Raw genomic sequence first — 20,818 nt, 5'->3', positions numbered from 1 at the left:
CCCGCGGACTGCACGTCGAACGCGAGGAGTGACTTCCATGCCTGCACGCGCCCTCCCAAGTCCCGCTGACCGCGTCGCCCCTGTGGCGGCGCCGATCCCACGCCCCTCTGCCCCCGAGTGGCCGGCATGACGCCCGTCTGAGGCCGGCCGCCGGCGCTCGCGCCCGAGCGACCGCCGCCTTCGCCGGTTGAACGACCGGCGCTTTTTCTCCGAGTCCGACCGATTCCGCCGCGCTGCATCCGCAGTCGCCCGGCGCGGCGGCGCTCATCCCTGCAGTTTCCGAAGACAACGACAACACCCTTCAGGAGCCCCCCGATGAGACTTCATCCCTGTGCCCGCCCCCACCCGCTGCTGCCCTGGCTGATGCCGGTGGCGCTGGCCTTCGCCGGCAGTTCCGCGATGGCCTACGACTGCACCGGCGTCGCCGACTGGAACGCGACCACCGCCTACGGCGGCAACGCGATCGTCAAGCAGAACAACACCGCCTACCAGGCCAAGTGGTGGACGCAGAACAACCCGCCGGCCAGCAACTCCGGCCAGTGGGACGTGTGGAAGGTGCTCGGCGCCTGCGACGGCGGCGGCAATGGCACCAACAAGCCGCCAACGGTGGCACTGACCGCGCCGACCGCCGGCACGTCGCCGACCGCGGGCAACACGGTGACCCTCGCCGCGACCGCCGCCGACAGCGACGGCACCGTGGCCAAGGTCGGCTTCTACGTCAACGGCGCGCTGGTCGCCGAGGACAGCACCGCGCCCTTCAGCATCGGCTGGACCGCGCGCGCCGGCGTGGCCGACATCACCGCCCGCGCCACCGACGACAAGGGCGCCAGCACCGACAGCGCCGCCGTGCGCATCAGCGTGCAGGGCCAGGTCACCGGCGACGAGCGCTGCCGGCCCGAGGGCCTGGTCACCACCGCCGGCACCGCGCCCGCCTACTGCAAGGTCTATGACGACCAGGGCCGCGAGAAGATGGGCGCCGACAAGCCGCGCCGCATCATCGGCTACTTCACCAGCTGGCGCACCGGCAAGACCGGCCAGCCCGCCTTCCTCGCGCACCAGATCCCGTGGGCGCAGGTCACGCACATCAACTACGCGTTCGCGCATGTGGACGCGGCCAACAAGCTGTCCATCGGCAACACCGCCGACGCCGCCAATCCCGCCACCGGCCTGACCTGGCCGGGCATCGCCGGCGCGGAGATGGACCCGGCCTATCCCTACCAGGGCCACTTCAACCTGCTGAACAAATTCAAGAAGCAGTACCCGAACGTCAAGACGCTGATCTCGGTCGGCGGCTGGGCGGAGACGACCGGCTTCTACACGATGACGACCAACGCGGACGGCTCGGCCAACACGGCCGGCATCAACGCGTTCGCGGACTCGGCGGTGGCCTTCCTGCGCCAGTACGGCTTCGACGGCGTCGACATCGACTACGAGTACCCGACCAGCATGAACAACGCCGGCAACCCGGTGGACTTCGCCATCAGCAACGCCCGCCGCGGCGCGCTGATGAAGAACTACGTGGTGCTGATGCGCACGCTGCGCGCGAAGCTGGACGCCGCCAGCCAGGCCGACGCGCGGCACTACCTGCTCACGATCGCGGCGCCCTCCTCCGGCTACCTGCTGCGCGGGATGGAGGCCTTCCAGGTCACCCAGTACCTGGACTACGTGAACATCATGAGCTACGACCTGCACGGCGCCTGGAACCAGTTCGTCGGCCCCAACGCGGCGCTGTACGACGACGGCAAGGACGCTGAGCTGACGGCCTGGAACTACTACTCGAGCAGCCAGTACGCGCGCATCGGCTACCTCAACACCGACTGGGCCTACCACTACTTCCGCGGCGCGATGCCGGCGGGCCGCATCAACATCGGCGTGCCCTACTACACCCGCGGCTGGCAGGGCGTGACCGGCGGCACCAACGGCCTGTGGGGCCAGGCGGCGCTGCCCGACCAGAGCAAGTGCCCGGCCGGCACCGGCGGCGGCACGGTGCAGAAGTGCGGCAACGGCGCCATCGGCATCGACAACCTCTGGCACGACCTGGACGTCTCCAGCAAGGAAGTGCCGGCGGGCTCCAACCCGATGTGGCATGCGATGAACCTCGCCTCCGGCCGCCCGGGCAGCTACCTCGCCGCCTACGGCCTGAACCCGGCGACCAATCCGGCCGACCGGCTCACCGGGAGCTATGTCCGGCACTACGACGCGACGCTGGTGGCGCCCTGGCTGTGGAACGCGCAGAAGCAGGTCTTCATCAGCACCGAGGACGAGCAGTCGCTCGGCACCAAGGCGCAGTACATCGCCGATCGCGGCATCGGCGGCGTGATGTTCTGGGAGTTCGCCGGCGACTACACCTTCGACACCGCCCGCGGCGAATACTTCATCGGCAACACGCTGACCAGCACGCTCTACAACAAGCTCAAGACCGCCGGCGCCTACGGCAACCGGATGAGCGCGGCCAGCCTGCCCACCGACACGCTGGACATCGGCTTCGCGCTGAACGGCTTCGCGCTGGGCGATAGCAACTACCCGATCACGCCTAAGCTGACGCTGACCAACCACAGCGGCACCACCCTGCCCGGCGGCACGGAGTTCCAGTTCGACGTCCCGACCGCGATCCCGTCGACGGTGACCGACCAGAGCGGCTTCGGCCTGACGGTGATCGCCAATGGCTCGAACGCGGCCGGCCACAACGTCGGCGGGCTGAAGAACGACTTCCACCGCGCCAGCTTCAAGCTGCCCGCCTGGCAGAGCCTGGCGCCCGGCGCCAGCGTCACGCTGACCATCAACTACTACCTGCCCATGCCCATGCCCAGCAACTGGACGGTCACGTTCGGCGGCCGCAGCTACGCGCTGGCGCAGGAAGCGCGGCGCGGCGCGGTGCCCGCCGCCACCGCGGCCAGGACCTCCACCGCCGCCCGCAAGTGATTCAAGAACCTCCCCACCCACCCAACCTCGACATCAGGAGCTCGACATGAAGAACCGCATGGTCCGCCTCGGCGGCATCGCGCTGGCCGCGGCGATGGCCGCCGGCACCGCCCAGGCCTATGACTGCACCAACGTGCCCGAATGGTCCGCCTCGGCGATCTACACCGGCACGTCCAACAGCTATGCCAAGCAGAACAACATCGCCTACCAGGCCAAGTGGTGGACGCAGAACAACCCGCCAGCCAGCAACTCGGGCCAGTGGGACGTGTGGAAATCGCTGGGCACCTGCGACACCGGCGGCGCCGACACCACGCCCCCGAGCGTGCCGGGCGGGCTGAGCTCCAGCAACATCACCACCAGCAGCATCACGCTGAGCTGGGCCGCGTCGACCGACGCCGGCAGCGGCGTCAACAACTACGAGCTGCTGCGCGGCGGCTCGCTGGTCGCCTCGCCCACCGGCACCAGCCACACCGACACCGGCCTGAGCGCCGGCACCGCCTACAGCTACCAGGTCCGCGCCAAGGACAAGGCCGGCAATGTCTCGGCGCTGAGCGCGGCGCTGCTCACCAGCACCGCCAGCGGCAACTGCGCCGCGGCGCCGGCCACGCCGGCCGGGCTGAGCTCGCCGTCCAAGAGCGCCACCAGCGTGAACCTGGCCTGGAACGCCGTCGCCGCCGGTCCGAACTGCACGGTGCAGTACCGCGTCAACCAGGGCGCGACCCAGGTCGCGCAGGGCGCGGCCACCAGCGCCAGCGTCGCCAACCTGACACCCGACACCAGCTACACCTTCACCGTCAGCGCCTTCAACCAGGCCGGCAGCTCGCAGCCGTCGGCGCCGATCACGGTCAAGACCGACACCCAGACCGCCGGCGGCAAGGTGCTGCTGGGCTACTTCGCGCAGTGGGGCATCTACGGCCGCAACTACCACGTGAAGAACATCGACACCAGCGGCTCGGCGGCCAACCTCACGCACATCAACTACGCCTTCGGCAACGTGCGCAACAACCGCTGCGAGGTCGGCAAGGTCATCCCGAGCAACGAGAGCACCGGGGAAGGCGGCGACGCCTTCGCCGACTACAGCAAGGCCTACGGCGCCGACCTGAGCGTGGACGGCAAGGCCGACACCTGGGACCAGCCGCTGCGCGGCAGCTGGAACCAGCTCAAGAAGCTCAAGGCCAAGTACCCCAAGCTGAAGGTGCTGATCTCGCTGGGCGGCTGGACCTGGTCGCGCGGCTTCTCGAGCGCGGCGCGTCCGGAGAACCGGGTGGCCTTCGTGCAGAGCTGCGTGGACGCCTACATCAAGGGCAACCTGCCGGTGAGCGACGGCGCGGGCGGCCCGGGCGCGGCGCTGGGCGTGTTCGACGGCATCGACCTCGACTGGGAGTACCCCAACGCCTGCGGCCTGGCCTGCGGCGCGGCCGAGGACCGGGAGAACTTCACCGCGCTGCTGGCGGAGTTCCGCAAGCAGCTCGACGCGGTCAAGCCGGGCCTGCTGCTGACGATCGCCTCCGGCGCCGGCGTGGACAAGGTGCGGGCCTACGACCCGGACAAGGTGCACCCCTACCTGGACTTCATCAACGTGATGACCTACGACTTCCACGGCGGCTGGGACACCATCACCGGCTTCCATTCGCCGCTGTACGCGCCGGCGAACGATCCGTCCACCGGTGACGTGCGCAAGTACAACACCAACGACGCGATGCAGGCCTTCCTGGACAAGGGCGTGCCGGCGAAGAAGCTCAACGTGGGCATCGGCTTCTATGGCCGCGGCTGGACCAACGTCCCGAACGTCAACAACGGCCTGTTCCAGAGCGGCACGCCGGCGCCGGGCACCTACGAGGCCGGCAACGAGGACTACAAGGTCCTGAAGAACCTGCAGGGCTACACCAGCCGGATCGACGAGGTCAGCAAGGCGCAGTGGATCTACAACGGCACGACCTTCTGGAGCTTCGACACCCCGGCGACCATCGCCACCAAGATGGCCTACGTGAAGTCCAAGGGCTTCGGCGGCGCCTTCTTCTGGGAGTTCTCCGGCGACGATCCGACCGCCTCGCTGTCCAAGGCGATGGGCGCCGGCCTGAAGTGATCCGCGGCGGCTGAGGCCGCTCCGTCCCCCCATGACGCCCCCGCGCGGTCCGCCGCCCGGGGCGTTCTTCATCCTGCCAACGGGTGGCAGCACCCCCCAAGACCCTGCCTTGAACACTGTATGTACATCCAGTATTCTCCTTCCTCCCCAATGCACCAGCGCCCGAGTGGAAGGAACCCGTCATGCGACGCTACGAAGTCATCCTGGAGAGAGTCATGGTCCCGTACCACGAGCGTGAGCTCGCGCGGGTGATCGCGTCGCAGGTGCTGGACGCCCGGCTCGGCGGGCCGGCGGGCGTCGTGGACGCCTTCCAGGCCGCGCAGGCGGTGACCGGCGGCGATCCACGCTGGCCGGTGCCGGAGAGCGCGAGCCGGTCCGACGTGGCCGCCGTCAAGCGCTGGCGCCGCGCGACCGAGGCGGCGCTGGACGCGGTCGAGCGCGGCTTCGCCCACGTGTTCCTGGGCATGTCGGAGGAGGAGATCGAGCTGGCCCGCGCCGACGAGTTCCTGAGCATCGTCCCCACGAGCAACGACCTGCCGCTGCCGGCGCGGCTGCTGTCGGAGGCGCGCGTCGGACTGCCCTGGTCGGCCACCGCGGCGGTCGTCGTCAGCGCTGCGGCGCAGGCCGCGCTCGTGGCGCCGGTGGCCCTGGTCGCGCAGGCGCCGGTGATGGCGCATGCGGCCGCCTTCGCGCGCTGAATATGCGGGATCCGTCGGATCTGCGGAATGCCTCGAGACGGGACGACTCGTCGCCTGTTCTCCCCCCGGCTCTGGATCGCCGGGCGTCCACCTGAGCCCGCCGGGCCCGGTGGATGACGATGAGCGCCAGGTTCAGCCCGCGAGCTCCGAAATCTCGATCAAGTTGAGGTCAGGGTCGCGCACGTAGACCGAGCGGATCCGGCCGGTTGCGCCAGTGCGTATCACCGGCCCCTCGACGATCGACACCTGCAGCGCCGCCAGGCGCTCGATGACGCGGTCCAGCGGCACCGCGGCGATGAAGCAGAGATCGAGCGCGCCCGGCACCGGCGTGTGCGCCTTGGGCTCGAACTCGCGCCCCTTCACATGCAGGTTGATCTTCTGCTGGCCGAAAAGGAAGGCCTGCCGAGACACCGGCGGCGTGCCGCCGACGAAGGTCTCCAGCCGCATGCCCAGCACCTCGGTGTAGAACCGGATGCACGCGGCTTCGTCGGCGGTCGTCAGGACCAGGTGGTCGAGGTGATCGATCAAGGCGGCCTCCATCGCGGTCAGTGCGGACCGCGCATTCTGCGCCGACGCTCAGCTGGCGCGGAACACCAGTTCCTTGATCCGTGCGAGCCGCGGCGCCACGATCGGCACCGTCAGCATCGTCGAGCCCACCGCCATCAGCAGCAGCGCGGTGAAGGTGGACGGCGTGATCAGCTGCTTGTCCAGCAGCACGTTGGAAAACACGATCATGATCAGCGCCTTGGTCTGCAGCAGCCAGCCGATGATGCCGGCCTCGCCCGGCTGCCAGCGCAGGATGCGGCCGGCCGCATGCACGCCGATCAGCTTGCCGCTGATCGATGCCGCCAGCAGGATCGCCGCCGCCAGCACGATGACCGCGCCGCCGTCGGTGCCCCACTGGGTGCGCAGCCCGGTGCTGAGGAAGTAGACCGGCATCATGACCAGCAGCACGTTGTGCCGGAGCTGGTCCATCTGCGCCTGGTCGAACCAGTCCGCGTCCATCACGACGCCGGCCAGGAAGGCGCCCACCATGTAATGCAGGCCGCACCAGTCCGCGCCCAGCGCGCACAGCGCCAGCCAGACGATGCCGACGTACCAGCGGTCGTTGCGGGGAATGCGGACCATCAGCCGGCGGAACAGCACCGTCAGCAGCGCGAACGCGCCCAGGAAGACCGCCTGCTTTCCGATCCGGGACCAGTCCATCAGGATGATGGCCAGCACCGACCAGATGGCGATGTCGTCCAGGCTGGCGTAGCGCAGGATGCGCTGCCCGATGGGCTGGCGCAGCACCTCGAGCTTCTCCATCAGCAGGATCAGGATGGGCAGCGCGGTCACCGCGCACGACATGCCCACGCCGACGATGAACTGCCAGGTCTGGGCGCGCTCGCCGATCCACTGCGGCCCCAGCTGCATCAGCGCCACCGCCGCCACCGCGCCGAACGCCATCGGCACGCCCAGGGCCAGGCCGGCGGTGATGCCGCTCTCGACGCGATGGGCCCAGGCCTTCTTGAGGTCGAGCTCGATGCCCGCGATCCACACGAACAGCATGACCGCCCACCAGGCGATGCCGTTCAGCGAGCCCACCACCTGCGGGTTGAACACGAACTGGTAGTACTCGGGAAAGGCCCGGCCCAGGATGCCCGGCCCCAGCACGATGCCCGACAGGATCTGCACGATCACCAGCGGCGCGAAGTAGTCGGTGCCGCCCAGTCGCCACACCAGGTAAGGCAGGGCGAAGGTGATCGCCATCGCGATCAGGAAGATCTCGGTCGTGCTCATGGGCGGCTCCTGGCGTCCTCGCGCGTTGTCCGCCGTCCGGTGCGCTTGCCCGGCCGGTCGATGACAACGTTGTCTCACGCGAATCCGATCCTAGGGCGCGAGCCCCGGGACCGCCGCTCTCGTTTCCCCTATGAAAGCGGTTTCAGAGCATTTCACTCCGGCAGCCGGGCGCCGGCAATCGGGGATCTCCCGCTGGTGGCCGAGATCTGCGCCAGCAGCCGGCCCGGCTCGGCGCCGACCATGTCCCAGGTGAAGCGCCACTCCCAGTTGCCGCCGAGGGTGCCGGGAATGTTCATGCGGTGTTCGCTGCCCAGGCCCAGCACGTCCTGCAGCGGATAGACCGCCACGCTCGCCACCGAGTTCGCGCAGGCGCGGATCATGGCCCAGTGGATGTCCTGGTCGCCGGCCGGCAGGTAGGCGGCGGCGAAGGCGCGCTCATGGGCGCTGGCCTGGTTCCACCAGCCGCGCACCGTGTCGTTGTCGTGGGTCCCGGTGTAGCAGACGGCCGCGCGCGGCCAGTTGTGCGGCAGGAACTCGTGACCGCCGTCGCCGCCGAAGCCGAACTGCAGGATCTTCATGCCCGGGTAGTTCAGCGCGTCGCGCAGCTCGTGCACGTCGGGCGTGATGAAGCCCAGGTCCTCCGCGACGATGGGCAGCTCGCCCAGCGACTTGGCGATCGCATCGAACAGCGCCTTGCCGGGACCGGTCTTCCAGACGCCGCGGGTGGCGTCGGGGCTGTCGCCGGGGATCTCGTAATAGGCGGCGAAGCCGCGGAAGTGGTCGATGCGGAAGACGTCGGCCGAGCTGAGCATGCGCTTGACCCGCGCGGTCCACCAGGCGAAGTGCTCATGGGCCATCTTGTCCCAGCGGTACATCGGATTGCCCCAGCGCTGTCCGGTGACCGACATCGCATCGGGCGGCACACCGGCCACGACGGTGGTCTGGAACTGCTCGTCCAGCTCGTACAGGTCGGGGCGCGCCCAGCAGTCGGCGCTGTCGTGGGCGACGAAGATCGGCAGGTCGCCCATGATGTGGACGCCGCGTTCATTGGCATAGGCCTTGAGCGCGCCGACCTGGGTGTCGAAGCACCATTGCACGAACTGCCAGAAGCCAACCTCGTCCGCGTACTGCTCGCGCGCCGCGGCCAACGCGCGCGGCTCGCGGGCCGCCAGGTCGCGCGGCCACGCCCACCAGGGCTGGCCGCCTCGCGACGAGCGGGTCGCCATGAAGAGCGCGTAGTCGTCCAGCCAGTCGCGCTGGGAGGCGCACCACAACTCGTAGGAGGCGCGGTCGTCGGCCGACGCCCGCGCGAAGAAACCCGCCGCCGCCGCGCGCAGCTGCTGCTCGCGCCAGGGCAGCACGCGGCCGTAGTCGACGCGCCGGTCGTCGAAGCCGCCCTCGGGCGCCGCCGGCTGCGCCAGCCAGCCGCGCGCGACCAGCGGCTCCAGCGCCACCATCCACGGGCTGCCGGCGAAGGCCGAGACGCCCTGGTACGGGCTCTCGCCGGGGCCGATCGGCGTGCTCGGCAGCCACTGCCAGATCGACTGGCCGGCGGACTGCAGCCAGTCGACGAAGCGATAGGCCTCGGGGCCGAAGTCGCCGATGCCGTTGGGGCCGGGCAGCGAGGTGATGTGCAGCAGGACGCCGGACTGGCGCTGGTGAAGGTCGATCGTCATGGTGTCGTGTCGCTCGAGAGGGTGTTCGTGGAATTGGATCGGGTGTCGGTGTCGATGTGCGCCTGGGAGGTCGATGCGGCATTCGTGCGCGGCCGTCCCCACAGCATCAACGCGCGAGCCGGGACCGTCACGGCATCTTCGCCGCGATGGCCCGTCGGCGTCTCGCCGCTGCTGTCCAGCAGCAGGGTCCAGCCGCCAGCGCCGTCACTGTCACCGTCACTGGGACCGTCGATGTCGATGTCGCCCGCCGCCGGCAGCGTGAACGGCGTCGGGCTGGCGTCCGGGTTGACCATCAGCAGCAGGCGATCTTCGCCATCGCCCAGCGCCGCCGCCAGCGCCGTGCGGCCGTCGACTCGCCAATCCTGCTCGCGCATCTCATGGCCCGTGGCGTCGAACCAGCGCAGCGTCGGCTGCCCCGGCGCTTCGACCTCGCCATCATCGCCGCCGCCGCGCGCCTCGCCCTGCGGCGACGGGAACCACCGCGCGTGGCGCAGCAGCGCATGATCGCGGCGCAGCCGCGTCAGCGCGGCGGTGTAGGCGATCAGCGACTCGTCGGCCGCGGGCCAGTCCAGCCAGCCGATCGGGTTGTCCTGGCAGTAGGCGTTGTTGTTGCCGCCCTGCCCGTTGCCGAACTCGTCGCCCGAATACAGCATCGGCGTCCCCTGCGACAGCAGCAGCGTCGCGAGCATCGCGCGGCGCACGCGCTCGCGGGTGTCGCGGATCGCGGGATCGTCAGTCGGGCCTTCGACGCCGAAGTTGCCGCACAGCTCGCCGTCGCGGCCGTCGCGGTTGTCCTCGCCATTGGCCTCGTTGTGCTTGCGCGAGTGGCTGACCAGGTCGGCCAGCGTGTAGCCGTCGTGTACCGCCAGGAAGTTGATCGATGCCAGCGGCGAGCGCGCGCCGCCGCCATTCGTTGGCGGCGTCGGGTCGAAGACATCACGCGAAGCGCTGAAGCGGCGCGCGAATTCGGCGCGGTCGATGCGCCGGCCCTCCGGCCCGTGGCCGAGCCAGAAGCCGCGGGCCGCGTCGCGGAACTTGTCATTCCACTCCATGAAGCGGCCCGGGAAGCGCCCGAGCTGGTAGCCCTGCGGTCCCGCGTCCCAGGGCTCGGCGATCAGGTGCACCTGCGCCAGCAGCGGGTCCTGGCGCAGCGCGGCGTAGAAGGCCGACCGCGGATCGTGGCCCTCGGCGGTGCGGCCCAGCACCGGCGCGAGGTCGAAACGGAAGCCGTCGACGCCCATCTCGCCGACCCAGTGGCGCAGCGAGTCCAGCACCAGCTGCGTCACGCGCGGATGTTCGACCCGGACGGTGTTGCCGCAGGCGGTCAGGTTCTCCATCCGCGACGGATCGTCGGGCTGCAGCCGGTAATAGCTCTTCTGGTCCAGCCCGCGCAGCGACAGCGTCGGCCCCCACTCGTTGCCCTCGGGCGTGTGGTTGTAGACGACGTCGAGCACCACCTCGAGCCCAGCCTCGTGCAGCGCGTGGACCATGGCGCGGAACTCGGCCACGACGGCGCTCGGGTCGTGGCGCACCGCGGCGCTGGCCAGTCGCGGATCGGGCGCGAAGAAGCCCAGCGTGTTGTAGCCCCAATAGTTGCGCAGGCCGGTGCCGGACAGGTGCGGTTCGTCGACGGCGAATTGCACCGGCAGCAGCGACAGCGTGGTCACGCCCAGGCGCTGGAAGTGCGCGATGGCCACCGGATGCGCGAGCGCCGCGTAGCTGCCGCGCAGCGCCTCGGGGATGCCGGGATGGCGCATCGAGAAGCCCTTGACATGCACCTCGTAGAGCACGACGTCGCGCGGTGCGCGGCGCGGCGCATTGGCGCGCGGACTGGGACCTGCCAGCGGCGCGGCCACGCGAGCCTTCAGCGCCGTGGCGCCGTTGTCGCGCTCATCCAGCGCGAAGGGACCGTCCGGATGACCGAAGGGATACCCGTGATCCTCGGGGAGGTTGCGGAACTCGCCGACGATCTCGCGCGCATAAGGATCGAGCAGCAGCTTGGCGGGGTTGAAGCGGTGGCCCTCGCGCGGCGCATGCGGGCCGTGCGCGCGCAAGCCATAGAGGCGGCCCGGCGCGACGCCGGCCAGGAAGCCGGTCCAGAGCCCGTCCACCGGGCCCTCCAGCGCATGGCGCGAGAGCTCCCGCGTGCCGGTGTCGTCGAACAGGCAGAACTCGACGCGCGTCGCATGGGCCGAGAACACGGCGATGTTGACGCCGCCGTCGCGGACGGTGACGCCCAGGGGTTCGTGGCGGCCGGGCTCGACCGCGGCTGGGATCGCGGGCAGGCCGGTAACCGCGGAGAGGGCGGAAGCATCGCTCATTCGATTCATCGGAAAGCAGTGGCGCCGACGGAGGCGCTCGTCATGGAGCGAAGTATCCGTCAGACGCTTAGAGTTTCTGTAGTTTCACTACATCGGGTTATCCCGATATTCGACCTAAGCCATTGATTTAACGCGATTCGACGGCGATTGCACGGGTGTAGCCGCGTTGTGAATCGTCAATCCGCCATGTATATTCTCTACAAACATCGTTCGCTCCTTCGCCGCTGCGCGGTCGCGGCGACGGACGATCGATCGACACCAACGAACGAGACAGGCGGCGCCCTCCCCGGGCGCGCGCGGAGGTATCCAAGTGGCGGACGTGAAGCTGCACAGCGTGGTCAAGGCCTATGGCGAGACCAAGATCCTGCATGGCATCGACCTGGAGATCCGGGACGGCGAGTTCATGGTCTTCGTCGGCCCGTCGGGCTGCGGCAAGTCGACGCTGCTGCGCACGATCGCGGGGCTGGAAGACATCACCGGCGGCGAGATGCGCATCGGCGGGCGCCTGGTCAACGACGTGCCGCCGGCCGAGCGCGGCATCGCGATGGTGTTCCAGAGCTACGCGCTCTACCCCCACATGAACCTGTACGACAACATGGCGTTCGGGTTGAAGCTGGCCAAGGTGCCCAAGGACGAGATCGACCGCGCGGTGCGCTACGCCGCGCGCATCCTGCACATCGAGCACCTGCTCGAGCGCAAGCCCAAGGACCTGTCGGGCGGGCAGCGCCAGCGCGTGGCCATCGGCCGCGCGATCGTGCGCAAGCCCGAGGTCTTCCTCTTCGACGAGCCGCTGTCCAACCTCGACGCCGCGCTGCGCGTGCGCATGCGTTATGAATTCGCCAAGCTGCACGAGGACCTGAAGACGACGATGGTCTACGTCACCCACGACCAGGTCGAGGCGATGACGCTGGCCGACCGCATCGTGGTGCTGAGCGCCGGGAAGATCGAGCAGGTCGGCACGCCGCTGGAGCTGTACGAGCATCCGGACAACCTCTTCGTCGCCGGCTTCATCGGCAGCCCGAGGATGAACTTCATCGAGGCCGAGCTCGTCAGCGCCGCGGCCGATCACGCGGTGCTGCGGCTGAGCGACGGCGCGACCATCCGCGCCCACGTGGACGCCTCGCGCGCCAAGGCCGGCGACAAGGTCACGCTGGGCCTGCGGCCCGAGCACTTCGAGGTCGGCGGCGATGCCAACCTGATCTCGAGCACGGTGACCTTCGTCGAGTCGCTGGGCGGCGTCACGCATGCGTACTGCGCCTATCCCGGCGTCGAGGAGGCGCTGACCTGCGAATTCGACGGCCGCAAGCGCGTGCGCTCCGGCGACACGCTGCAGCTGCATCTGCCGCCCGACCTCTGCTACCTCTTCGACGCGCAGGGCCTGGCGTTCAAGCGGCTCGGGGCCGCGGCATGACCGCGCCGGCATCGCGCATGACGCTGGCCGCGGCCGCGCTCGCGGCGGTCGCGCTGCTCGGCGGCTGCAAGCAGGCCGCCGCGCAGACGCAGCCCAAGCTGCTGGTCTGGATCAACGGCGATAAGGCCTACAACGGGCTGCAGAAGGTCGGCGACGCCTTCGAGCGCGAATCGGGCGTGAAAGTCGTCGTCGAGCATCCGGTCGACGCGCCCGAGAAGTACACCCAGGCGGCCGGCGCCGGCAAGGGACCGGACGTCTTCTGCTGGCCGCATGACCGCGTCGGCGAATGGGCCAAGGCCGGCCTGCTGACGCCGGTGCAGCCGCGCAAGGCGCTGTTCGACGAGGTCGAGAGCACAGCCTGGCAGGCGTTCCGCTATCAGGGCCGCTACTGGGGCTACCCGATCGCGATCGAGACCACCGGCCTGATCTACAACAAGGCGCTGGTCGCGCAAGCGCCGGCGACCTGGGACGCGCTGATCGCGCTGGACAAGACGCTGCGCCAGCGCGGCAAGCACGCGATCCTGTGGGACTACAACAAGAGCTTCTTCACCTGGCCGATGTTCGCCGGCGCCGGCGGCGTGATCTTCGGCCGTGACGCCCAGGGCGATTTCGACGCCGGCCAGGTGGCGGTGAACAACGAGGGCGCGCTGGCTGCCGGCCGCATGCTGGAGCGCCTCATCCAGGAGGGCGTGATGCCGCGCGGCGCGCGCTATTCCGAGATGGAATCGAGCTTCGCGCGCGGCGAGATCGCGATGATGATCTCCGGCCCCTGGGCCTGGGAGAACGCGCGCAAGGCCGGCATCGACATCGGCGTCGCGCCGATCCCCGCGGTGATCCCGGGCAAGCCGTCCAAGCCCTTCGTCGGAGTGCTGGGCTGCATGATCTCGGCGCCGTCGAAGAACAAGGACCTCGCGCGCGAGTTCATCGAGCGCCACCTGATGCGACCCGAGTCGCTGAAGGTGCTCGACGCCGACGTGCCCATCGGCGTGCCGGCCAACAAGGCCTTCTACCAGGCGCTGTCGGTGAATCCGCTGATCCGCGCCAGCATGGAGAACGCCCGCGCTGGCGAGGCCATTCCCAACATCCCCGAGGTGGGCCGCTTCTGGACCGCGATGGACGCGGCGCTGGAAGCCATCACCAACGGCCTGCAAAGCCCCAAGGACGCGCTGGACGGCGCCTCGGGCCGGATGCTGCTCAAGCAATGAACGCCACGACCGCCTCCTCCGCGGCCCTGTCCGCCGCCCTGCCCGGCTCGCCGCTGGCCGAGGCCTACACCCGCCAGCCGCCCGGCGCGCTGGAGCGGCTGGGCCGCGCGTTCTACTGGCCGACGATCGCCGCCATCGCGCTGGCCGCGCTCTACCTCGTGTTCATGCTGTACGCCGCGGGGCTGACCAGCTGGGCGCTCGGCGTGCTGCTGCTGGCCGGCGCGGGCTTCGCCGTCTACCTGTCGAAGGCCGGCTTCGCCTACCGCTATCTCTTCCCCGGCGTGGCCGGGATGCTGCTGTTCATCGCCTTTCCGCTCGCGTTCACGACGCAGATCGGCTTCACCAACTACTCGTCGGCCCACCTGCTGAGCCAGGAGCGCGTGCGCGAGTTCCTGCTGGACCAGCACGACACGGTGCTGGACGAGGTGCGCGACTACAGCGTGCACGGCGCGGGCGGCGACTTCCGGATCGTGCTGCGCGACCCGGCCAGCGGTGCCGCGCAATTCGTCTCGCCGCCGCTGGCGCTGCGGCAGGCGGGCAAGCCGGTGGACGTCGCGATGCAGGCCGTCGGCCCGGCCGACGCGACGCTGGGCACCGCGCTCACGCTGAAGGAGCTCGTCGCGCACCGGCTGGCGCTCGCGCAGCTGCGGCTGCGCCTGCCGGGCCAGGCCGGCGGCACCGCGGCCACCGGCGGCGTGGGCGAGGCGTCGACGCTGCGCTACCTCGGCCTGCGCGAGTTCGGGCCGATCCGCCCCCACTTCGTGGAGCAGCCCGACGGCGCGATCAAGCGCGTAGCCGACGGCGCGCTCTTCCGCCCCGACGCGACCACCGGCTACTACGAAGGCCAGGGCGCGGCCGCGGGCACGCACCTGGCGCCCGGCTATAAGGTGATGGTGGGCGCGCAGAACTACCGGCGCATGGTGTTCGATGCCGAGTTCCGCGGCCCCTTCCTGTCGATCTTCGGCTGGACGGTGGTGTTCTCGCTGCTGACGGTGGTCTTCGCCACCGCGATCGGGATGATGCTGGCGGTGCTGCTGAACTGGGAGGACCTGCGCTACCGCACGACCTACCGCACGCTGCTGTTCCTGCCCTACGCGGTGCCGGGCTTCATCTCGATCCTCGTGTTCAAGGGCCTGTTCAACCAGAACTTCGGCGAGATCAACGCGATCCTGGACGCGCTCTTCGGCGTGCGTCCGGCCTGGTTCGCGGACCCCGCGCTGGCGCGGACGATGCTGCTGATCGTCAACGTGTGGCTGGGCTACCCGTACATCATGATCCTGTGCACCGGGCTGCTGAAGGCGATTCCCTCGGACCTGTACGAGGCCTCGGCGCTCGCGGGCGCGGGGCCGCTGACCAACTTCTTCAAGATCACCGCGCCGCTGATCATCAAGCCGCTGTCGCCGCTGCTGGTGTCGGCCTTCGCGTTCAACTTCAACAACTTCGTGCTGATCGCGCTGCTGACCGATGGGCGGCCCGACTACCTGTCGACCAAGATCCCGGCGGGCCAGACCGACATCCTGGTCAGCTACACCTACCGCATCGCGTTCCGCGACTCGGGCACGGACTTCGGCCTGGCGGCGGCGATCTCGACGCTGATCTTCATCCTCGTCGCGGGGATGTCGTTGCTGAATCTGCGCCTCATGCGCAAGGCCAACTCATAAGGACGCCCGGACCATGGCGATCGTTCGAGGCAAGCAGGCGCGCTGGCGCGTCGTCGCGGCGCATGCGCTGCTGTGGGTTTTCCTGGCGGTGACGCTGTTCCCGCTGCTGGCGGTGGTGTCGATCTCGCTGCGGCCGGGCAACTTCGCCACGGGCAGCCTGATCCCCACGACGATCAGTCTGGAGCACTGGCAGCTGGCGCTGGGCATTCCGTACCAGGCGGCGGATGGCTCGCTGGTGCAGCCCCCGTTCCCGGTGCTGACCTGGCTGTGGAACTCGATCAAGGTGGCGACGATCTCGGCGCTGCTCATCGTGGGCATCTCGACGACGGCGGCCTACGGTTTCGCGCGGCTGCGGTTCCCGTTCAAGGGCGGCATCCTGAACAGCATGCTGCTGCTGCAGATGTTCCCGCCGGTGCTGGCGCTGGTGGCGATCTACGCGATCTTCGAGACCATCGGCAGCTTCGTGCCCTGGCTGGGCATCGAGACGCACGCCGGCGTGATCGTGGCCTACCTGGGCGGCGTGGCGACGCACATCTGGACCATCAAGGGCTACTTCGAGACCATCCCGGTCGAGATCGAGGAGAACGCCAAGGTCGACGGCGCGTCGCACTGGCAGGCCTTCCGGCTGGTGCTGCTGCCGATGGCGGTGCCGATCCTGATGGTGGTGTTCGTGCTGGCCTTCATCGGCTGCATCATCGAATACCCGGTCGCGTCGGTGCTGCTGCGCGAGGAGTCCAACCTGACCCTGGCGGTGGGCTCAAAGTACTACCTGCACGACCAGCGCTTCCTGTGGGGCGACTTCGCCGCCGCGGCGGTGCTGTCGGGCCTGCCGATCACGGCGGTGTTCCTGCTGGCGCAGCGCTGGATCGTGTCGGGGTTGACGGCGGGCGGGGTGAAGGGCTGACGGGCGCGACGCGCCGTCAGCGCGTCTGCCGGCATCGTGTTCACCGTTCTGGACATGCGCAGCGCATTTTGTCCAGAACGGTGAACATCGCGCTCCCGGTGGGGCTGCAAGAGACGCCTTGAGCGCTCGGTCCGGGCGTGATGCGCGGACCCGCGACACGAAGCCTCCACTCGCCGCCAAGGCGTTGCGCTCGCGCCAAGCCGCGTGCGAGCCACGAGCCAATCCGCCCCTTCGCGCCGCTTCACCAAACTTTGCGAAACGCGCTAGGCCCGATGGCGCCTGAGTTCTCACGCGTCCTTGACGCCGGGTGACACGGATCCGTCATGCGTGATTCCTAGAGTGCGCCGCGTTTCGAGCCGGCCCCTGCCCGGACCGCTCGAATCCGCCATCGCCACCACTCCAGGACGCCCCATGCGACCCAGCAAATCCACCGCGCTGAACGCCTCGCTCACCCTGATCGCCGCCGCCATCCTGGCCGCCTGCGGTTCCGACAACGACGGCCCGTCGACGCCCAGCGTCACGATCAGCGGCGTCGTCACCGCCGCCAGCTTCACGCCCGGCAGCGCCACGGATCCCACCCTGGCGCCCGCCTACTACGTCGGCGCCAAGGTCTGCGTCGACGCCGACGGCAACGGCGTCTGCGATGCCGCCGAGCACCCGGTCGTCACCGATGCCCAGGGCCGTTTCTCGCTGACCGTGCCGGCCAATGCCGCGCTGATCGCCGACATCGGCACCGACGCCACCGTCTCCGCCACCGGCGCCAAGGTCGCCAGCCGCGACGTGCTGCGCGCCTCGCTGGACCAGGTCCTCGACCAGGCCGGCCAGGTCGTCATCAGCCCGCTGTCCTCGGAGGTGCAGCGGCTGGTCGAGGCCAACGGCAGCAGCTACGCCGTCGAGAAGCAGACCGTGGCGACCCGCATCGGCGTCTCCCTCGATAAGGTGCTGGCCGACGTCAACACCGTCAGCGGCGCCGACCAGGCCGCCATGCTGGCCGAGTCCAAGGCCCTGGACAACCGCTTCACCTACGCCATCACCAAGCTCGACCGCGGCGACCTCTATCCCGACGCGCTGGCCGTGCCCGGCGGCGATCCGCGCCTGGCCGGGGCCGCCAACGTCAGCGCCTCCACCGCGCCCAGCGGGACCGACACCCGCGCGAAGATCACCTTCGCGCAGGCGCAGCAGGCGGCCTTCAACCTCGAAGGCATCCCGCGCTACGACCATCTCTTCATCGTGATGCTGGAGAACAAGGCGACGCTGTCGATCAAGGGCTCGCCGTGGGCGCCCAAGATCAACGCGCTGCTGGCCAGCGGCAACCAGCTGACCAGCTACTACGCCACCGGCAATCCGTCCGAGCCCAACTACACCGCGCTGGGGGGCGCCGACGACTTCGGCATCACCGACGACAGCCAGTGGAACTGCGACGCCACCGGCCCGAACGCGATCCAGGACCTGCCGCTGCCCGACAAGACCCAGCCGGGCCTGGCCAGCTCGCCCTTCAACGCCAGCTGCACGCAGACCGCGGCGGTCAACCACAACATCGTCGGCAAGCCCAACCTGTTCAACGCGATCGCGGCCGCCGGCATGACCTGGCGCACCTACAGCGAGTCGATGAACCCCGGCCAGGACTTCCGCACCGACAGCGTCGCCGATGCCGCCGTCACCGCCGCGGACAACGTCTACGCGCCCGGCACCCTCAACGGCAACACCGCCGCCGTCGGCAACGCCGCGCTGACGCTGCCGATGCCCGCCGGCCTCTACAAGACCAAGCACCACCCGGGCATGGCCTACCAGAACGTGCGCAGCGCGCCGGAGTTCAAGTACAGCAACCGCACCATGGGCGGCGGCCAGTGGGACGCCAACCTGAAGAACAGCAGCGCGTATGCGATGCCCGCCAACTACGACGTCGACCAGCTCGGCACCGACCTGGCCAGCGGCAAGGTCGGCACGCTGAACTTCCTGGTGCCCGACCAGTGCGACGACATGCACGGCATCAGCGTCGTGGGCAAGCTGGCGGGCGGCGGCACCGCCACCGCCAGCGACTGCGGCAGCGTCGCCAACAACGTGGCGCCGACCGCGGCGGCCAACATCATCACGCGCGGCGACAACTACGTTGACGCGCTGGTGAAGAAGATCCAGGCCTCGCCGCTGTGGAAGAACCCGGCCAAGCGCGTCGCGATCGTGCTGATGTTCGACGAAGGCAACGCCACCTCGGGCTTCAATTCCTGCTGTGGCTGGAACGTCTCCAACAGCGCGGTGTCCAAGCCGCTGGTCGTCGATCCCAAGACCGGCGCGGTCACGGTGGACGCCAGCATCAACAACTACACCAAGGGCAACCGCGGCCACGGCCAGAGCATCTTCGGCATCCTGACCAACCAGGCGGGCGCGCCCAAGGGCGTCTCCGACGGCGATGCCTACAGCCACTTCTCGTTCGTGCGCACGCTGCAGGACATGTTCCAGCTGGCGGACCCGGCGGTGGATGCGTCCTACATGAACCGCTCGAAGTACACCGAGAAGTTCATCGCCGCCAACATCCTCAACCTGCCCGAGTACGCCGGCAGCGCCGACACCCACTTCGACGCGGTGCGCGCCATCAACCACGCCTGGCAGGCACCGGCGAGCTATACGCAGAAGCAGTCGGCCGACGTGAACACGCCGGCGCAGATCGGCGCCGACGCGGTCCAGACCAATGTCTGGGCGCTGACGAAGTAAGCCCGTCGACGCGCGCGATGTCACGGCGAGCTCTCCTCTCCTCCGCCCGCGCGTCGCTGGCGGCCCTCGTGGGCACCGGCGCGTGCGTGGGCCTGGGCGCGTTGCTCGCGGCCTGCGGCCCGTCCGGCGAGGCGACGCCGGCGGGCCCGTCCGCCAGCACCACCGCGGCCGCTTCCGACAGCGTGGGCACGGCGCTGAACCCGGCGACCCCGCTGAGCCTGGCGGCGCAGGTCGGCCAGAGGATGTTCTTCGACACCTCGCTGTCGGCCTCCGGCCGCATGGCCTGCTCGACCTGCCACGACCCGAAGCACGCCTATGCGCCGTCCAACGACCTGTCCGCCCAGCTGGGCGGTCCGGCGATGAACCAGACCGGCACGCGGGCCGTGCCGTCGCTGCGCTACAAGGACGCGACGCCGCCCTACGCGGACCTGCTCGACAACCCCGATGGCGTCAGCGTGCCGGGTCCCGGCGGCGGCTTCGCCTGGGACGGCCGCGCGGCCACGCTCGCCGAGCAGGCCGGCCTGCCGCTGCTCGATCCGCGCGAGATGGCCAATGCCAGCCGCGCCGATGTCGTGAAGCAGTTGCAGGCGGGTCCCTATGCGACGCTGTTCCGCCAGGCCTTCGGCGCGCAGGTCTTCGACGACGTGGACCGCGCCTTCGCCGCCGCGGGCCAGGCGCTGCAGGCCTTCCAGCTCGAGGACGTCAGCTTCCATCCCTACTCCAGCAAGTTCGACCTCTACATCGGCAACAAGATCGGCGGCGTGCTCACGCCGGCCGAGGCCCGCGGGCTGAAGGTCTTCGCCGATCCGAACGGCGGCAACTGCGCGTCGTGCCACTACCAGGGCGCCGGCCTGAACGGCAGCACGGCGCTCTTCACCGACTTCTCCTACGAGGCCATCGGCGTGCCGCGCAACGCGGCGCTGCCCGTGAACGCGGACCCGGGCTACGTCGACCTCGGCCTGTGCGGCCCGGCCCGCACCGATCACCCGCCGACGCCGGGCAACCGCTTCTGCGGCATGTTCAAGTCGCCCACGCTGCGCAACGTCGCTTCGCGGCGCAGCTTCTTCCACAACGGCATCTTCCATTCGCTCGAGCAGACGATCCGCTTCTACAACACGCGCGACACGATGCCGGAGCTCTGGTACCCCACCGTCGGCGGCCAGGCCAAGGCCACGCCCGATCCGGACTTCCCGGGCTACGGCCTGATCACCACGCAGTACGTCGGCGGCCAGGTGCGCAAGTTCGACGACCTGCCCGCGCGCTTCGTCGGCAACATCGACACGCAGATGCCGCTGGACGGCCGTCCCGCCCACAGCAAGCCGCCGATGTCCGAGCAGGACATCGCCGACCTCCTCTGCTTCCTCAACACGCTCAACGACAAGGACGTGCAGCCGGCCGAGCCGCCCAAGCCGGGCGCCTGCATGTCGTGATGCGTCGCTTCCC

General features: G+C 69.6%; 13 protein-coding genes. 9 read left to right on the top strand and 4 right to left on the bottom strand.

The features are described 5' to 3' along the window. The first annotated feature begins 315 nt into the window (after window positions 1-315). From BM393_RS21580 to BM393_RS21570, 3 genes are all read left to right on the top strand, one after another. The gene (locus BM393_RS21580) at window positions 316-2,922 is read left to right on the top strand and encodes a chitinase C-terminal domain-containing protein (protein ID WP_091732661.1); all 2,607 of its coding nucleotides are present in this window, start codon (window positions 316-318) and stop codon (window positions 2,920-2,922) included. A gap of 46 nt (window positions 2,923-2,968) precedes the next feature. Then, a complete protein-coding gene (locus tag BM393_RS21575; protein ID WP_217648499.1) occupies window positions 2,969-5,008 on the top strand; it encodes a glycosyl hydrolase family 18 protein in 2,040 nt (679 codons plus the stop codon). A 182-nt stretch (window positions 5,009-5,190) separates the two neighbouring features. Continuing rightward, window positions 5,191-5,706: a hypothetical protein gene (locus BM393_RS21570; protein WP_091732658.1), complete on the top strand. Its 516-nt coding sequence runs from the start codon at window positions 5,191-5,193 to the stop codon at window positions 5,704-5,706. A gap of 132 nt (window positions 5,707-5,838) precedes the next feature. On the opposite strand, the gene BM393_RS21565 is transcribed toward BM393_RS21570, so the two are convergent. The 4 genes from BM393_RS21565 to glgX form a co-directional block, all read right to left on the bottom strand. Beyond that, complete coding sequence (locus BM393_RS21565; RefSeq protein WP_091733810.1) at window positions 5,839-6,234, bottom strand: VOC family protein; 396 nt, start codon at window positions 6,232-6,234, stop codon at window positions 5,839-5,841. 48 nt (window positions 6,235-6,282) lie between these two features. Then, window positions 6,283-7,488: a cation:proton antiporter gene (locus BM393_RS21560; RefSeq protein ID WP_091732654.1), complete on the bottom strand. Its 1,206-nt coding sequence runs from the start codon at window positions 7,486-7,488 to the stop codon at window positions 6,283-6,285. 152 nt (window positions 7,489-7,640) lie between these two features. Next, window positions 7,641-9,164 (bottom strand): 4-alpha-glucanotransferase, encoded by a 1,524-nt coding sequence (gene malQ / locus BM393_RS21555; protein WP_091732651.1) that lies wholly within the window; start codon window positions 9,162-9,164, stop codon window positions 7,641-7,643. Next, the gene (glgX, locus tag BM393_RS21550; RefSeq protein ID WP_091732647.1) at window positions 9,161-11,485 is read right to left on the bottom strand and encodes a glycogen debranching protein GlgX; all 2,325 of its coding nucleotides are present in this window, start codon (window positions 11,483-11,485) and stop codon (window positions 9,161-9,163) included. Before glgX ends, malQ begins: the two co-directional genes overlap by 4 nt. A gap of 310 nt (window positions 11,486-11,795) precedes the next feature. Here glgX and BM393_RS21545 point away from each other — a divergent pair, with 310 nt between their 5' ends. The 6 genes from BM393_RS21545 to BM393_RS21520 all read left to right on the top strand — a co-directional run bounded on the left by BM393_RS21545 (window position 11,796) and on the right by BM393_RS21520 (window position 20,805). Further along, complete coding sequence (locus tag BM393_RS21545; protein WP_091732643.1) at window positions 11,796-12,896, top strand: ABC transporter ATP-binding protein; 1,101 nt, start codon at window positions 11,796-11,798, stop codon at window positions 12,894-12,896. Then, a complete protein-coding gene (gene malE / locus BM393_RS21540) occupies window positions 12,893-14,101 on the top strand; it encodes a maltose/maltodextrin ABC transporter substrate-binding protein MalE (RefSeq protein WP_091732638.1) in 1,209 nt (402 codons plus the stop codon). Before BM393_RS21545 ends, malE begins: the two co-directional genes overlap by 4 nt. Next, entirely contained in the window at window positions 14,098-15,762 is a 1,665-nt protein-coding gene (gene malF / locus BM393_RS21535; protein WP_091732635.1) for a maltose ABC transporter permease MalF, read from the top strand. The genes malE and malF overlap by 4 nt, the downstream gene beginning before the upstream one ends. Before the next feature lie 13 nt (window positions 15,763-15,775). Continuing rightward, complete coding sequence (gene malG, locus BM393_RS21530; RefSeq protein WP_091732632.1) at window positions 15,776-16,666, top strand: maltose ABC transporter permease MalG; 891 nt, start codon at window positions 15,776-15,778, stop codon at window positions 16,664-16,666. Between the two features lie 411 nt (window positions 16,667-17,077). Continuing rightward, a complete protein-coding gene (locus BM393_RS21525; RefSeq protein ID WP_091732628.1) occupies window positions 17,078-19,375 on the top strand; it encodes a phosphoesterase in 2,298 nt (765 codons plus the stop codon). A gap of 17 nt (window positions 19,376-19,392) precedes the next feature. Next, window positions 19,393-20,805, top strand: a complete 1,413-nt coding sequence (locus BM393_RS21520) for a cytochrome-c peroxidase (protein WP_091732624.1) — start codon at window positions 19,393-19,395, stop codon at window positions 20,803-20,805. Window positions 20,806-20,818: the final 13 nt, after the last annotated feature.

The organism is Mitsuaria sp. PDC51 (genome assembly GCF_900113225.1).
In the GTDB taxonomy this organism is placed as follows: Bacteria; Pseudomonadota; Gammaproteobacteria; order Burkholderiales; family Burkholderiaceae_C; genus Roseateles.
The sequence above is the reverse complement of the archived record's forward strand: the minus strand, read 5'-3'. Positions and strand labels throughout refer to the sequence as shown.

What these genes read in the sequence shown, in the direction of transcription:
- BM393_RS21580 (WP_091732661.1), top strand. Translation starts at nt 316, where the DNA reads ATGAGACTTCATCCCTGTGCCCGCCCCCACCCGCTGCTGCCCTGGCTG.
- BM393_RS21575 (WP_217648499.1), top strand. Translation starts at nt 2,969, where the DNA reads ATGAAGAACCGCATGGTCCGCCTCGGCGGCATCGCGCTGGCCGCGGCG.
- BM393_RS21570 (WP_091732658.1), top strand. Translation starts at nt 5,191, where the DNA reads ATGCGACGCTACGAAGTCATCCTGGAGAGAGTCATGGTCCCGTACCAC.
- BM393_RS21560 (WP_091732654.1), bottom strand. Translation starts at nt 7,488, where the DNA reads ATGAGCACGACCGAGATCTTCCTGATCGCGATGGCGATCACCTTCGCC.
- malQ (WP_091732651.1), bottom strand. Translation starts at nt 9,164, where the DNA reads ATGACGATCGACCTTCACCAGCGCCAGTCCGGCGTCCTGCTGCACATC.
- glgX (WP_091732647.1), bottom strand. Translation starts at nt 11,485, where the DNA reads ATGAGCGATGCTTCCGCCCTCTCCGCGGTTACCGGCCTGCCCGCGATC.
- malE (WP_091732638.1), top strand. Translation starts at nt 12,893, where the DNA reads ATGACCGCGCCGGCATCGCGCATGACGCTGGCCGCGGCCGCGCTCGCG.
- malF (WP_091732635.1), top strand. Translation starts at nt 14,098, where the DNA reads ATGAACGCCACGACCGCCTCCTCCGCGGCCCTGTCCGCCGCCCTGCCC.
- malG (WP_091732632.1), top strand. Translation starts at nt 15,776, where the DNA reads ATGGCGATCGTTCGAGGCAAGCAGGCGCGCTGGCGCGTCGTCGCGGCG.
- BM393_RS21525 (WP_091732628.1), top strand. Translation starts at nt 17,078, where the DNA reads ATGCGACCCAGCAAATCCACCGCGCTGAACGCCTCGCTCACCCTGATC.
- BM393_RS21520 (WP_091732624.1), top strand. Translation starts at nt 19,393, where the DNA reads ATGTCACGGCGAGCTCTCCTCTCCTCCGCCCGCGCGTCGCTGGCGGCC.